General features: G+C 64.9%; 15 protein-coding genes. 11 read left to right on the top strand and 4 right to left on the bottom strand.

From position 1 onward, the window contains the following. The first annotated feature begins 283 nt into the window (after positions 1-283). The 4 genes from VMS96_08630 (at position 284) to VMS96_08615 (ending at position 5173) form a co-directional block, all read left to right on the top strand. Positions 284-1462, top strand: coding sequence for an aminotransferase class I/II-fold pyridoxal phosphate-dependent enzyme (locus tag VMS96_08630; protein HVP43487.1), 1179 nt, complete (start codon positions 284-286; stop codon positions 1460-1462). A gap of 125 nt (positions 1463-1587) precedes the next feature. Next, the gene (locus VMS96_08625; GenBank protein ID HVP43486.1) at positions 1588-3486 is read left to right on the top strand and encodes a LysM peptidoglycan-binding domain-containing protein; all 1899 of its coding nucleotides are present in this window, start codon (positions 1588-1590) and stop codon (positions 3484-3486) included. Positions 3487-3592: 106 nt separating this feature from the next. Continuing rightward, positions 3593-3991: a hypothetical protein gene (locus VMS96_08620; protein ID HVP43485.1), complete on the top strand. Its 399-nt coding sequence runs from the start codon at positions 3593-3595 to the stop codon at positions 3989-3991. 243 nt (positions 3992-4234) lie between these two features. Beyond that, on the top strand, positions 4235-5173 hold the full coding sequence (locus VMS96_08615; GenBank protein HVP43484.1) for a bifunctional 5,10-methylenetetrahydrofolate dehydrogenase/5,10-methenyltetrahydrofolate cyclohydrolase: 939 nt from the start codon (positions 4235-4237) through the stop codon (positions 5171-5173). A 136-nt stretch (positions 5174-5309) separates the two neighbouring features. Here VMS96_08615 and VMS96_08610 read toward each other — a convergent pair whose 3' ends face one another. The 3 genes from VMS96_08610 to VMS96_08600 form a co-directional block, all read right to left on the bottom strand. After that, positions 5310-5465 (bottom strand): hypothetical protein, encoded by a 156-nt coding sequence (locus VMS96_08610; GenBank protein HVP43483.1) that lies wholly within the window; start codon positions 5463-5465, stop codon positions 5310-5312. 43 nt (positions 5466-5508) lie between these two features. Further along, on the bottom strand, positions 5509-5721 hold the full coding sequence (locus VMS96_08605; GenBank protein HVP43482.1) for a hypothetical protein: 213 nt from the start codon (positions 5719-5721) through the stop codon (positions 5509-5511). 130 nt (positions 5722-5851) lie between these two features. Continuing rightward, positions 5852-6571, bottom strand: a complete 720-nt coding sequence (locus VMS96_08600; protein HVP43481.1) for a S24 family peptidase — start codon at positions 6569-6571, stop codon at positions 5852-5854. 164 nt (positions 6572-6735) lie between these two features. Here VMS96_08600 and VMS96_08595 point away from each other — a divergent pair, with 164 nt between their 5' ends. Continuing rightward, the gene (locus tag VMS96_08595) at positions 6736-6942 is read left to right on the top strand and encodes a hypothetical protein (GenBank protein ID HVP43480.1); all 207 of its coding nucleotides are present in this window, start codon (positions 6736-6738) and stop codon (positions 6940-6942) included. A 171-nt stretch (positions 6943-7113) separates the two neighbouring features. Further along, positions 7114-7299 (top strand): hypothetical protein, encoded by a 186-nt coding sequence (locus tag VMS96_08590; protein HVP43479.1) that lies wholly within the window; start codon positions 7114-7116, stop codon positions 7297-7299. Positions 7300-7412: 113 nt separating this feature from the next. Here the strand turns inward: VMS96_08590 and VMS96_08585 are convergent, their stop codons facing one another. Continuing rightward, positions 7413-7610 carry a hypothetical protein gene (locus tag VMS96_08585; protein ID HVP43478.1) on the bottom strand — a complete coding sequence of 66 codons (198 nt, stop codon included), beginning with the start codon at positions 7608-7610 and terminating at the stop codon, positions 7413-7415. A gap of 387 nt (positions 7611-7997) precedes the next feature. Between VMS96_08585 and VMS96_08580 the strand changes: the two genes are divergently transcribed. The 5 genes from VMS96_08580 to VMS96_08560 all read left to right on the top strand — a co-directional run. After that, positions 7998-8309, top strand: coding sequence for a hypothetical protein (locus VMS96_08580; GenBank protein ID HVP43477.1), 312 nt, complete (start codon positions 7998-8000; stop codon positions 8307-8309). Positions 8310-8328: 19 nt separating this feature from the next. Further along, positions 8329-8796, top strand: a complete 468-nt coding sequence (locus VMS96_08575) for a dual specificity protein phosphatase (GenBank protein ID HVP43476.1) — start codon at positions 8329-8331, stop codon at positions 8794-8796. Between the two features lie 152 nt (positions 8797-8948). After that, entirely contained in the window at positions 8949-11849 is a 2901-nt protein-coding gene (locus tag VMS96_08570) for a hypothetical protein (protein ID HVP43475.1), read from the top strand. A gap of 18 nt (positions 11850-11867) precedes the next feature. Continuing rightward, on the top strand, positions 11868-13433 hold the full coding sequence (locus tag VMS96_08565; GenBank protein HVP43474.1) for a hypothetical protein: 1566 nt from the start codon (positions 11868-11870) through the stop codon (positions 13431-13433). Positions 13434-13449: 16 nt separating this feature from the next. Next, positions 13450-13774, top strand: a 325-nt coding sequence (locus tag VMS96_08560) for a hypothetical protein (GenBank protein ID HVP43473.1), incomplete at its 3' end; no start/stop codon positions are given.

Genomic DNA, 13774 nt, shown 5'->3' with positions numbered 1-13774 from the left:
GCCATGGTGGACATGTTCAACCTCATCAACAAATACAACGTCGCCGACGTGAACCCGCTCTACAATGCGCCCGCCGGCTCACCCAGCGCCGCCTTCGATCCGCGCCAGTTCCAGTTCGGATTGAAGCTGACGTTCTAACTCTCTGCACGATCGAAGGCCTCGGAGCGATCCGAGGCCTTTCTTTGTTTAACCACAGAGGACACTGAAGACCACAGAGGGTTTTGAAGTTCCTCTGCGTCCTCTGTGGTTAAAGCTTTTTCTGCGCAGCTTCTATAATGCCCGCGTGAAAAAGACAGCTGCTGATGCCACTTCTTGTGTGCATGCCGGCGAAGACCGCCATGGCAAGCGGGTTTCGCTCACCACTGACATCGCGCAGACCTCGGTCTTCATCTTTCCCAAGCTGGACGACTTGCGGCAGTACTCGCTGGGCAAGAAGCCCGGCTACATGTACACCCGCTACGCCAATCCCACCATCACCGTGGCGGAGAAGAAGATCGCGGCGCTGGAAGGCGCCGAGAGCTGCGTAGTCACCGCCAGCGGCATGGCGGCCGAGACCATCCTTCTGCTCAGCCTGCTGCGCGCCGGCGACGAAGTAGTCTCCATGCTCGACCTCTATGGCGGCACCCTCAGGCTGTTCGAGCAGATCCTCGCCAAGTTCGCGGTGAAGACCACCTTCGTGCCCTACCACGAGCTGGGGCGCATCGAGCGCTACTTCACCCGCAAGACCCGGGTGCTCTTCCTGGAGACGCCCACCAACCCCACGCTGCGCTGCGCCGACATCGCCGGGCTCTCGCGCAAGGCGCACAAGCGCGGCATTACCGTGGTGACGGACAATACCTTCGCCACCCCCATCCTGCAGAAGCCGCTGGAGCTCGGCGCCGATGTCGTGGTGCACTCCGCCACCAAGTATCTGGGCGGGCACAGCGACCTCACCGCGGGCGCCATCGTCGGCCCGCGCGACCTGGTCGAGCCGGCGCGCACCGTGATGCTGCAATCGGGCGGCAATCTCGACCCCGGCGCTTCCTATCTGCTCATCCGCGGGCTCAAGACGCTGCACCTGCGGGTGGAGCGCGCCTGTGCCAGCGCCGCCCGGATCGCCGCCGCCCTCGGCCAGCATCCCAAAGTGCTGCGCGTCCTGTACCCCGGCCTGCCCGGCAACGACGGACACCCCATCGCCCGCCGCCAGATGTCGGCCTACGGCATGATGGTGTCGTTCGACATCAAGGGCGGTGAGCGCCGGGCCGAGCGCTTCATCGACGCCCTTCAGCTCTGGTACTTGGCTCCCAGCCTGGGCGGCGTCGAGTCCACCGTTTCCTACCCCGTGCTGTCTTCTCATTACGGCCTGAGCAAGGAGCGCCTGAAGCTGCTCGACGTTTCCGCGGCAACCATCCGGCTGAGTGTCGGGATCGAGAATGCGGAGGACTTGATTTCCGACCTAACCCAAGCCCTGGCAAGGGCTTAACCGGAAATTGTACAAGTTACTACTTGGTGAACCGACCTTCCGTCAGATTGACCCGTCTAATACCAGAGTAGTAGGATGCGGCAGCTTTCGAGGAGCAGGTTCCGGCCCTAAGTCGTTGCGACCATATGAGATTTCGCACCACCTATCTATGGCTGCCGGTCCTGCTGGCTCTGTCACTCTCCACCATCTCCTGCGATGAAGCGGGCAAGAAGAAGGTAGCGGTCACGCCGCCTCCGGCCGCCATGGCTCCGGCCGTGGCCCCGGACCCACCTCCAGCGCCGCCGCAGGTCCAGCAACCCGCGGCCCCCAAGGGCGATCCCGTACAGGAAACTCTTGACCGCGCCGAACGCGAATACCAGACCGGGCAGGCGAACTACGCCGCCGGACACCTGGAAGCCGCCAAGGAGAACTTCGACCGCGCCGTCACCGTGCTGCTGCAAGGCCCGGTGGACGTCAAGTCCGACGAGCGCTTGCAGCGCGAGTTCGACAAGATCATCGAAGGCGTGAACACGCTGGAGATGCAGGCCCTCAAGGAGGGCGACGGCTTCACCGAGCAGAAGTCCGAGCCCGCTCCCATCGACGAAGCCAACGAAGTCACTTTCCCCGTCGATCCCAACGTCAGGGCGCGGGCGGAAGAGGAACTGAAGCAGACGCGCTCCGACCTGCCCCTGGTCTTGAACGATTCCGTCGCCAGCTACATCAATTTCTATTCCAGCCGGGGACGCGGGACGCTGGAGCGCGCCCTGGTCCGCTCCGGCCGCTACCGCGACATGATTGCGCGCATCCTCAAGGAAGAAGGGGTGCCTCAGGACCTGATCTACCTGGCGCAGGCCGAGTCGGGCTTCCATCCGCTGGCGCTGTCGCGCGCCGGCGCCCGCGGCATGTGGCAGTTCATGGCCAGCCGCGCCACCGGATACGGCCTCATGCGCAACTGGTGGGTGGACGACCGCCAGGACCCGGAGAAAGCCACCCGCGCCGCCGCCCGCCATCTTAGGGACCTCTACAACCAGTTCGGCGACTGGTACCTGGCGATGGCCGCCTACAACTCCGGCCCCGGCACGGTGCAGGCCGCAGTGCAGCGCACCGGCTACGCTGATTTTTGGGAGCTCTATCGCCGCAACGTCCTGCCCCGCGAGACCAAGAACTACGTCCCCATCATCGTGGCCGTCACCATCATGGCCAAGAACCCGGCGCAATACGGCCTGGAGTCGCTCGTGCTGGACGCTCCGCTGGAGCCCGACGTGGCGACGGTGGACTACCCGGTGGACCTGCGGCTGGTGGCGGAATGCGTGGACACCAGCCTGGACACCATTCGGGATCTCAACCCCAGCCTGCTGCGCATGACCACGCCCAAGGACGGCAGCTTCGAACTGCGCCTCCCAGCCGGCACCAAGGAGAAGTTCCAGCAGGCCATCGCCGCCATTCCCGCCGACAAGCGGGTGTGGTGGCGCTATCACAAGGTGGCCGCCGGCGATACCCTTGCCTCGGTCGCCAAGAAGTACCGCACCACGCCCAACGCCATCGCCCAGGTCAATAACCTCGACGAGGGCGAGCTGGCGGCCGACACCAAGCTCATCATCCCGGTCACCGGGCGCCGGCTCGATCCCGCCGCTGTCAGCTACTCCCGCCGCGCCACACGTTATCGCGTGCGCAAGGGCGACACCGTGCTCTCGGTCGCCGACGATTTCGGCGTGTCGCCGGAGAAGATCCGGAAATGGAACCACCTGAAGGGCAACTCGCTGCGTGCCGGGCGGACGCTGCTCATCTACAAACCGATCGCCGAGCAAGCCGCGCTCACCACGGCCCCGTCCCGGAGCCGCCGGACAGCTTCCAAGTCCGCAAATCCAAAGCAGTTAACGGCCTCCTCCAAGGGCCGTGTGGTGCACACCGTCAAGCCCGGCGAAACCCTCTATAGCATCGCCAACCTCTACAAAACGACGGTGGCGGCGCTCAAGCGCCACAACCCCCGGCTCTCCGCCACGCTGCATCCCGGCGACACCGTCATCATCGCCCAGGTCCGCTGACCCCGCTCCCGCGCACTGTTGACAGCCCCCGACTCACTGCTATAATCCGCGCCGGTCTTAACTCAGTCATCATGGATGCGGAGTTCGGCCCAAGACAGGAGGAGACATGACCTTCGACGACATCACCCTCTATGGTCGTGACAACGATGATGCCGACGAGTTTGGCGACGCCAGCGCCTACGGGGACCTGGAAGAGGACTACGAGGAGGAGGAAGAAGAGGAAGCCGAAGAGCCCATGAGCGCCGGCGAGCCCGGCGGCCTGGGCGGCGGTGTCATGCCCGTGGCCGAACCGGCTCCTGCTCCCGCCCGTCCCGCCGGAGGCGGCGCGCGCAAGAAACCGGCGCGCAAAGCCAAGAAGAAAGCGGCCAAGAAGAAAGCCAAGCCCAAGAAGAAGGCCCGTAAGAAGAAAGCGGCGCGCAAGGGCCGCAAAGCCCCCAAGCGCAAGGCCGCGAAGAAGAGAGGCGGCAAGAAACGCGGCGGCAGGAAAGCGCGCCGTCGCCGCTGACAGCTTCTGTTTCCAACCCAGGCCGCGGTCCCACACCGCGGCCTTTCTGTCTCTTCACCACAGAGACACCGAGCGCACAGAGAGAATCTCCAGGAATGTCATCCTGAGCGAAGCGAGGCGGCAGCCGAGCCCAGTCGAAGGACCCCTACCTCCTGAAGAAAATCTCAAATCTGAGATCTGCGATCTGAAAATCACAAATCGCAAATCACACATCGCAAATTCCGCTGTTGTAAACTCAACTCCTTGTCCACTCCCACCCAATCAGCGGTCGTGATGTACGGCAAGCCGGTCGCCGAGGAGATCGACGCTCGCGTCCGCGCCGGGGTCGCGGAGTTCAAGGCCCGCCACCAGGCCGCGCCTTCGCTGGCCATCGTGCAGGTGGGCATGAACGCCGCCTCAGAGCGTTACATCCGGAAGAAGATCGAATCCTGCGCCCGGCTGGAGATGAAGGCGGAGCTTCACCTCTTCGACGAGCAGATCTCCGGCGACGCGTTGCGCAAGGAGGTCGCGCGCCTCGACCGCTCTCCCCGGTTCCACGGCATCCTGGTACAGCTTCCGCTGCCGCGCCACATCGAGGAGGCGACCAGCGGCGCCAACAAGTTCGACGTCTTCGACGCCATCTCGCCGGCCAAGGACGTAGACGGCATCGGGCGCGAGGCGGCCACCGACCTTTATCGCGCACAGCAATCGCGCATGCGCTTCCTCCCCGCCACCGCCCTGGCCGTCCGCCGCATGATGGCCTATTACAAGGTGGAGACCGAAGGCAAGCTGGCCGTGGTCATCGGCCGCAACGACATCACCGCCAAGCCGGTGGTGCTGATGCTGGGCGGGCGCATGTGCAACGCCGCCGCCCTCTGGATCCACCGCTACGTCTCGCCCGCCGAGCAGGCCCTGCTCATCCGCAGCGCCGACATCGTGGTCACCTCCGTCGGCTCCACCCAGTTCGTCATCACCGGCGACATGCTGCAGCCCCGCGCGGTGGTGTTCGACATCGCCACCCGGGTGGACGAGCAGGGAAAGCTGAATGGGGACGTGGACTTCGAGAGCGCGCGCCAGGTGGCGTCGTTCATCACCCCGGTGCCCCGGGGCATCGGCCCGGTCACCGTCGCCGCCCTCAACGAGAACCTGTTGCGCGCCGCCCGCTTCTCCGCCGGCGAAGACGCCTTCGGCTACACGTTCTGAATCGTCCGTGCCTGCGTAGCGCGGCCGCCCCCGGCCGCGAAGCCCGCCCTGCGGGCGAATGAGAATAGCCCACCGCAAAGCGGTGGGCAGAGGAAGTAAGAGGGAAGAAGCCCGCGTCAGCGGGCGATTGAAAAACTCACAGGTCCAGGTCGCCCCCGATGATCCCCGCGATGATCACTTCCTCCGGCGAAAGATCGTCAGGATGATCGTGCCCGGGATGCTGGTCGCGCAGGTGTTCCTGCAGGCTCTCGCCCGAATCGTACTCCTCGCCGCATACCGGGCATTCATTCATAGCGCCTCTTCTTGACTGACTAATGGCGACTGGCGACCGGCGACTACTTCCCCTGCACCGCCTTCAGGCACCTTCCATACAGCTCCAGCAGGTGTCCCGCGTAGTCCTCGGCCTTGTTCATCTGCCCGCTCTGGAAGCCGGTGGCGGAGGTGCCGGCGCGGCCATAGCCGGTGGTCATGGCGATGAACTTCATCATGTCGAGCGCGATGTCTTCGTTGCGCCGCGAGCCGAACGTCATGGCGGGTACCTCGTCCATCCGAGCCCTCCGAACATGAACTGAGAATCCGCGAGTATACCGCGGGGCGGCGCGATATGCCGGACGCTTAGCGATCCCCGCAAATCACAAATCGCAAATCACAAATCGCAAACTACCAATCGCAAATCCGCTACGTCTCGATGGCCACGTGGCACACCCGGCCCACGATGTAGTCGGTGTAGTTCTTGCCCTCGGCCACGGTGATCACGTCCACTGGATAGTTCTGGTTGTGCGGCCGCAGCACCAGGTTCTTGCCCGCCCGCTCCACGTACTTGATGGTGCAGACGCCCTCGCGCCTCACCGCGTACATGTTCTGCTCGTGCTTGCGGTAGGGCTTCAGGCTGTTGTAGTGGCGGTCGATGAGCACGGTGGCCCCGGGCAGCAGGCGCGGATACATGCTCATGCCGTCGCGCCCGTCCACCTTGATGAGCACGAAGCGCCGCCATTTTTCCCGCGCCGCCGGCACCGCGTCCGGCCGCAGCCGTTTCAGGAACCCTTTCTTGAATTGCAGGATGTCCTTGATCTTCTTCGCGGTGATCAGGACGTCGCCGGCCGCCACCTCGCTCTCCACCAGGGGCACGTTCTCGAAGCTGCCCTCCGCCGGGGCGATGACCGTGGCCCGCTCGTTCACCTCGTCGGGGTCCAGCAGGTCGAGCACCGACAGCTTCTGCACGTGCAGCACCTTGTCCATGCCCTCCAGGCTGAGGGACCGCTTGCGGTTGAGGAAGTTGGAGATATGCGCCTGCTTGAACCCGGTCTGTTTGGCCAGCTTCAGCCCGGTCAGCTGGCGCTCGCCGATCCGCTTCCACATCGCCTTGCGCAGGTTGTCCTGCAACGCTTTGAATCTCATGAGTGCGCTCCCTTGTTCGTCTACAGGTCGTTAAACTATATCATTCAGAAATACTGTCCGCAAGTTGCATAACGGCAAGGAGATAGAGTCCTTGACCCGGCGGCCGCCCCGGCTCTACCGTGGGAGAGTATTGTAATCGCATCCTAGCTGTTGAGGTTTTCAATATGTCCGCCCAGCCAGCCGAATCGTCCTTCCTCGAGTTCCGCCGCAAGGTTCGCGAAGCCGAGATTTTATCGGCGTCCATGGAGCGCTTGCTGGATGCCCTGCGCTTCACCGGCCGCCTGAGCGTCGTGGTACAAAACGGAAAGGTGCTGAAGTCGGGCTACGAAGAAGGCTACTTCTGCCATCGCCCCGATCCATTGGGCCCTTGAAAGTATTTCCGGTAGAGACGCCCTGACGGGCGTCTCTACCCCAACTAAATAGCACCGCAGGTCGTCGTAACAGAAACGAGCCCTGCTTCCGGGCTGCCAGTGCCCGGGGGCAGGGCTTTTTGCTTTCTCACGTAGGCCGGGCGTCCCCGCCCAGCGAAGTCGAGGAGAATCATGGACCGCGAACCCGTCTTCATCACCCTGGAGCCGAAATACTGCGAGCTGTGCGGCGGCCTGTGGCTGCGCATCGCCGGCTCCTCCCCAGTCTATTGTTCCCGTTGCAGCCCCCAGATTGCGGCACTTGCCCCCATACGCCTGCGCTCCGACCAGCACCCGGAATCGCCAGGGAGGCAGCCATGAGGTCCTGCCCTGTCACCTTGCCTCCAGACTCGGACATTTTCCTTTATCGGGGCCATGCACAGGCGATCCTACGGCGTTATTTCCGCATTTCGCACGAGATCGGCCGCTTGCCGTCATTGTTGGGCGGCGAAGTATTCCGCGCCCGTGTGACCTCCTATCGCCTGCACACGTTCGAGGATCTCGTCATTTTCGCTCACGATGTCGAGCGATGTCTGATGGAACTTCCTGACGTTCAACGGCAGGCGGTGACTCACGTCGTCTTTCAGGGCTACACTCCGGCTGAGGCCGCGCGGATCCTCCACTGTACCCATCGGACCGCAAGGCGCTCCTTGCGGAAGGCCATGGACCAGCTATCCCGTACTTTCCTGCAGCGTGGCATCCTGGCCCCTTTTCCCGGCCACTTGCCCGTAGTAGCAGTCCTTTGCGACGAAAGCCCGGCTCAGCGGGCGATTGAGAATAGCCCACCGCGAAGCGGTGGGCCGCAGCGTGACCTGTCCCCAGCCCGCCTTCTTGGCGGGCGATTGAAGTCCGCAGAGAAATCCTGTCAAGCCCTCGACTTCGGCCAAAATGGTTCAAGTACTTGCAAACAAGGGAGAAATAATTCTGTGGAAAAGGGGCAAACAACCTCCGCCAACCTGCTATTCTAAAAGTAGAGAGTAAGAAAAAACGCCGGCGCCGAGCGCGCCGGCTTTTCATTTATGGCCAAGAAAGACTCCAAAGCGAAGCGTCCGCGCGCGGCGGCGCAGGCCACGGCAGCGCCCGAGACGGCGCGCGACCTGGGGACCAAGCTGGGCGAGACCATCCGCGGCGCCGCCCCCGACATCGTCAACGCCCTCATCGAGCAGGCCAAGGCCGGCAACTGCACGCCCGCCAAGTTCCTCTTCGATTTCGCCGGGCTGGTCTCGGCCTCGGCGCCCGACCCGGCCGCCGACGAGTGTCTGGCCGCGCTGCTGCTGCGCGAGCTCAAGGACCGCGGGGCCGGAGACGAACCGCCGGGTACGGTACAATGAATTTTTCGCGCAGCCTCGCTTGGACCTCACCTGGATCACACCCCGGATCGCAGTCGGTGGCGGCATCTGGAACGATGCCAACATGCTGGCCGTGGTCCGCGCCGGTGTCACCCACATCATCGACATGCAGATCGAGTTCGACGACACCCCGCTGGCCGAGCCCTACGGCCTCCAGGTGCTGTGGAACCCGGCCGACGACGACTTCCAGCCCAAGCCGCCCAAGATGTTCGAGGCCGCGGTGGAGTTCGCCCTCGCCGCTCTCGACCACCAGGAAGAGAACAAGGTGCTTGTCCACTGCGCCGCCGGCGTCCACCGCGCCCCCATGATGGCCCTGGCGCTGCTGCGCGTCCTCGGCTGGTCGCTCGACGACGCCCGCATGCTCATCGAGGAGCGCCGCCCGGTCGCCGATTTCGCCGACGTGTACGTCAAGAGCGTCGAGAACTTCATCCGCAACTACAAGGTCCCGAGCAAGCCACTGCGGAGCTAGTGCTCAGTGCCCGGTACTCAGCACTCAGCTTCGGATCTGTCATCCTGAGCGGCTTCAACCGCGAAGGATCTCGCAAATCGATTGCACTACCCGGTCCGTTTATCGGATTCTGTAAGTGACCTTCGCATAATCCGAGCTGGGGACTAGCGACTATGACAAAGCTTCTGGATGCACGCCGCCATGCGCGGCTTTTTTGTTGCCTGATCTTCGCGCTGCTGCCTTTGCTCCCGGCCGGCGCTGCCGGGCCGGCCACGACCCTGGTGTCGGATACCGTCTATCGGGCCGACGGCGCGACGGCCGCAGGCACGCTGGTGATCTCGTGGAATGCTTTCACCACCAGCGACGGGAAAGCCGTTCCTGCCGGCCGCATGACGGTGAAGATCGGAGCCGTGGGCGCCGTCTCGGTCCCCCTGGCCCCGAACTTCGGCGCCAGCCCCGAGGGCAGCTACTACACCGTCGTCTATAAGCTCGACGACGGCACCACCAGCGAAGAGTTCTGGAGCGTACCCGCCGCGCCCACCGCCACCATCGCCGCCATCCGCTCCAAGCTGGTGCCGGCCAACGTGGCGGTGCAGTACGCCACCCGGCAGTACGTGGACAGCATGCTGGCCGAGGGCGGCGGTGGCGGCTCCGGCAACGCGGTCAAGATCCAGGGCATGGACGTGGACCCGCTGGCGCCCGCGCGCGGCCAGTCCATCACCTTCGACGGAACCAAGTACATCCCGCAGAGTCACGCCGTGGTGGACGTGGTGCGCGATTGCGGCGCGGCAGGCGACGGCGTCAGCAACGACGGCCCCGCCATCCAGGCCTGCATCGACGCCCATAAAGGCAGGACCATCCAGTTCCCCCAGACCCGCCCGCCGGGCAGTTGCAGCTTCAACGTCACCACCGCCGCCGGCTCCAGCGGCAACGACAAGTTCGGCCTGATCATGAACGGCCACGGCCAGCGCCTCATCGGCGACACCCACGGGCAGGGCATCGGCGCCGTGGGCAACGGGGTGACCGTCTGCTTTGCCGCCGGCCTGACCGGAATCATGGTGCCCAACTCGAACGCCATCGCCGGCGTGCCCGCGGGCAACGTGGGCTGCCAGGGATGTTCGATCGAGAACCTGATGCTGCGCGGCTCCGAGCCCTTCACCGCCTCGGACCCGCTCACCGGCATCCTGCCCGGCGCCGGCAACACGTCGGTGAGCTACGGCGCGTCCACCGGGACATCGCAGGCCGACGGCGTGCGCTGCGCGGGCACCTACTGCACGGTGGAGGACGTCGGAGTGCAGCGCTTCGGGCGCCACGGCATCTACCTGGACGGCAACAGCGGCGGCGGCTCCTTCGCCGACTCCTCCCACGTCACCCGGGTGGTGCTCAACCACAATCGCGGCTCCGGCCTCTTCAATCGCGGCTCCGACTCCAACGCCAGCGTGATCAGCGGGGTCCAGTGCACCGGCAACCAGCTCTGGTGCATCGAGAACTACAGCTTCCTGGGTTCGACCTTCATCGGGGGCACGGCCCACTCGCAGCACGTGGACGGGGCAGGGGCCACGTCCGCCTTCAACATCTCCAGCATCGCGCGCGCGGCCAACGTGGTGACGGCGGTCCTGGCAACGACACCGAACTTCGCCAAGGGCAACGCGGTGGTGGTGGCCGGCGTCGCCGATTCCGGCTTCAACGGCACCTTCTTCGTGGCCTCGGTCAACGGGAATACGGTCACCTGGGCGCAGAGCGCGGGCAACGCATCCTCCAGCGGCGGCACCGTCACCAGTGCCACCCTCAGCCAGACCTGGGCCCTGGCCGGCAACGACGCCATCGGCGGCTGCTTCCGCTCGACCGGCGGCGCGGTGACCAGCGTGTTCATCGGCCCTTATTGCGAGTCCGATAACAACGGGGCCAACCGCATCAATCCCGCGACCAACATCATCATCGGCGGCGATGTGGGCAACGGCTTCGATTGGGCGGCCAACCCGCCCAACTGGATCACCACCACGACCTCGGGCATGGGTTCCACGCCCATGTGGTTCCGGGGGCGTGACCCCGGCGGCAACCTGCAAGACGCGGGAGTGTTCCTCGGGGGGCGCCCGTCGAGCGATGTCAGCGCCGCCGACAACACTATCTTCGAACTGGAGAACTACAACGCCTTCGCTGCCCCGGTGGGCAGCAGGGCGGCGCTCTACTTCCGTCTCAGCAGCGCGACCAACGGGGCCGGGGTGTGGGGCTTCCGCTGCTGCGGCACCAGCGATCTGGCCAACCTCACCAACTGGCCTTTCTACATGGAATACGGCGCGACCACGGACTCCGGCGGCGCCAACCCCAAAGCCGGGTTCCCCAACGGGTTCTGGCTGGGCAACGGCGGCGTGCACCACTCCAAGTTGTTCATCGGAGAGATCAGCAGCGTCGCCTTCCTGCCTGACTGGTTCACCCAGCCCGTCGGCTCCATCGCCATCAACAACCAGGCGACAGCCGGGGGGTTCGCCGGCTGGATCGCCACCAGCTCAGGGGCGCCGGGGACCTACAAGGCGTTCGGCCCCATCGCCAGCGACGCCGCCGGGACCGCATGGTCGTTCGCGCAGATCACCGTGGGCGGCAGCAATGCCATCACCGGTGCGAGCGGCAATTCCGGCACTCTGGCGCAATCCAGCGGCGCCATGACCGCCGCGCGATGCGTCCACACCGATGCCAACGGGAACCTGACCGTGGCGGCGGCGGATTGCGGCAGCGGCGGCGGCGGGGCCACGCCTCTGGGCGCCGGCACCAGCGTCTCGCTCACCGCTCCCCGCCAGTATTACGTCTGCACCGGCGCCTGCACGGTGACGCCTCCGGTCCCGGCCGCGGGCTACGAGTTCTGCGTGCTGAACGACGACAACGTGAGCACGGTCATCACCCTGGCCGCGCTCGGTTCCTCGGCCATGTACGAGAAGGCCGACCGAACCGGCTATGGCACCCCGGGGACCGGCACGCTGGTTTCCGGCGGCGCGGCTGGAGATCGGATCTGCCTCTTGGGGCGCGACTCTACCCACTACCTGACCACCAACTACAACGGGACCTGGACAGCGAACTAAGAGACAGCGAATCAAGTCATGACGCGAGCAATCATCTCGCTTGTTGCATTCGTGTGTGTGGCCGCCGCTCTCCACGGCCAGATGTTGCAGCTGAACGTGGTGAACGGCCCGAATTGCGGCAGCAGCGGGACGACTTTCACCGAGACCTGGGGTGACGGCGGCGACTACAACGGCTCCATCGCCTGTCCGGACGGAACCGCCGGCTGCGCCAACCGGTGGGTGCGGGGCGGCAGCCAGACCTCGGATTCCATCGTCGCTCTCGGTTCCGGCTGGCCGGCCGGCTCGGCCTGCACCCGCGGACTGCAGATGGTGCAGGATGGGACCCACGGGGCGGGATACATCCAGAACTCGGGCTGGGCGCCCGGGTTCCCCGCAGGAACGGTCATCACCGGCAGCTTCACCGCCAGGCTGGTCTCCGATAGTCTCGGCTCCGGGTCCAACCAGACCGTATATCGCTTCCAGGGCGGGTCTTCGGGGAGCAGCACGGTCGCCGATTTCAAGATCAAGAACAACTCCGGGACCCGCGGAGTGGTCGCTACGAATGGCTCCTCAAGCCCGTTCTCGGCACAGTTGAACATCGTCGCCGGGACCCCGTTCACCGTATGGTTCCAGTTGAAGAACGATGACTCCTCGACTTCTTCCTGTTCTGGCGTGGTGTGTAATTCGGCATTCAGCCTTGCCAGCGCCGCCGATGTCCAGACCTGCGCCGGAACAGTTGCTGATACTTCGACCTGCGTCCGCTTCCGCACGTCGAATTCCAGCATCAACAACTTCATTAAGGGAGTGAATAGCGGCACGCCAGTCGCGCTCAGCATCCAGTGGGGCAGCGACACCATCAGCACCAACCAGGGCAACACCAAGGGCGCGAGCATGGCGCTCTCCGAACTGAGCGGGAACGACGGGGATGCCACCAGCACCACCGTCTTGAGCAATGCGACCTTGGCCGGAAACGGGACTTGGACGCAAGGCGGCAACTCGGTCGCCGGCTTCACCATCAAGTCGCCCTGTCCCTACACGCCCACGCTCGGTTCCGGGCAGATCGTGGCCGGCACCAGCCAGACGCTGAGCGGGACCAGGTGCACGAAATGGCTGCTGAGCTCCGCCTCCAGCGGGGACTATCGCTATCGGGCCATTGCCAACAGCAGCGCCGCCTCGGTGTTCTTCGAGTGGTACACCGACCAGCCCGCGAATTCGCAAGTGTATGCGTCGTTCGGCTCGCTCAATTCCAGCGATTCCGTAGACTTCGCCTCCGCCATGTACAACAACGGGCAGCTGTATCTGGAAACCGCGGATAACCCGAACGGCAACCCGGACACCGGTTCCAAGCTGAGCGTCTCGACCAGCACGCCGTACAAGGTCGGCATTCAGTTCGTCCGCAACGGCGCCCATACCATGTGGGTCTGGGACGCCGGCTGCAACCTGCTCTCGACCCAGACCAAAGCCGCCCATCCCGGTGTGACCACGTACCCGACAGACTTCTACTACGGGCGCCTGGGCGACGCCGGAGGAACGCCGACCGGCAGCATCTACCTGGGCCGGGTTTACATGGATTACAAGACCGGGGCGCCGCCCCAGTGCCATTAGGGAGCGCTATTTTCCTATGAACGACCTGGACCTGTTGATCGCGATGGGGGCGCGGCTGGACGACCCGGTGTCGGGCGGGCCTATCCGCGACCTGCTGATGCGCTCGCTGCTCAAGATCCGCGATCGCCCGGGCGTCCTGGCGCGGCTTCAGCCCAACCGGGCCCAGCGCCGGTTCGCGGAGCGCTGCGGGCGCCGCAACATCGTGCTCAAGGCGCGGCAACTGGGCGTCACCACCTACGTGGCCGCGCGTTTCTTCATCTCGACCATCACCCGGCCGGGCACGCTGACCGTGCAGGTGGCGCACGACCGGGCGTCGGCCGAGCAGATCTTCCGTATCGTGC

The sequence above is a fragment of the Terriglobales bacterium genome, assembly GCA_035543055.1.
Taxonomy (GTDB): Bacteria; Acidobacteriota; Terriglobia; order Terriglobales; family Acidobacteriaceae; genus JAIQFD01.
This window is presented reverse-complemented; position numbering and strand designations above follow the sequence as displayed.

Excerpts from the sequence above, each read along its gene's own strand:
- VMS96_08625 (HVP43486.1), top strand. The coding sequence starts at position 1,588 with ATGAGATTTCGCACCACCTATCTATGGCTGCCGGTCCTGCTGGCTCTG.
- VMS96_08585 (HVP43478.1), bottom strand. The coding sequence starts at position 7,610 with ATGGGTACAGTGGAGGATCCGCGCGGCCTCAGCCGGAGTGTAGCCCTG.
- VMS96_08605 (HVP43482.1), bottom strand. The coding sequence starts at position 5,721 with ATGGACGAGGTACCCGCCATGACGTTCGGCTCGCGGCGCAACGAAGAC.
- VMS96_08570 (HVP43475.1), top strand. The coding sequence starts at position 8,949 with ATGACAAAGCTTCTGGATGCACGCCGCCATGCGCGGCTTTTTTGTTGC.
- VMS96_08600 (HVP43481.1), bottom strand. The coding sequence starts at position 6,571 with ATGAGATTCAAAGCGTTGCAGGACAACCTGCGCAAGGCGATGTGGAAG.
- VMS96_08610 (HVP43483.1), bottom strand. The coding sequence starts at position 5,465 with ATGAATGAATGCCCGGTATGCGGCGAGGAGTACGATTCGGGCGAGAGC.
- VMS96_08590 (HVP43479.1), top strand. The coding sequence starts at position 7,114 with ATGGACCGCGAACCCGTCTTCATCACCCTGGAGCCGAAATACTGCGAG.
- VMS96_08620 (HVP43485.1), top strand. The coding sequence starts at position 3,593 with ATGACCTTCGACGACATCACCCTCTATGGTCGTGACAACGATGATGCC.
- VMS96_08565 (HVP43474.1), top strand. The coding sequence starts at position 11,868 with ATGACGCGAGCAATCATCTCGCTTGTTGCATTCGTGTGTGTGGCCGCC.
- VMS96_08580 (HVP43477.1), top strand. The coding sequence starts at position 7,998 with ATGGCCAAGAAAGACTCCAAAGCGAAGCGTCCGCGCGCGGCGGCGCAG.
- VMS96_08595 (HVP43480.1), top strand. The coding sequence starts at position 6,736 with ATGTCCGCCCAGCCAGCCGAATCGTCCTTCCTCGAGTTCCGCCGCAAG.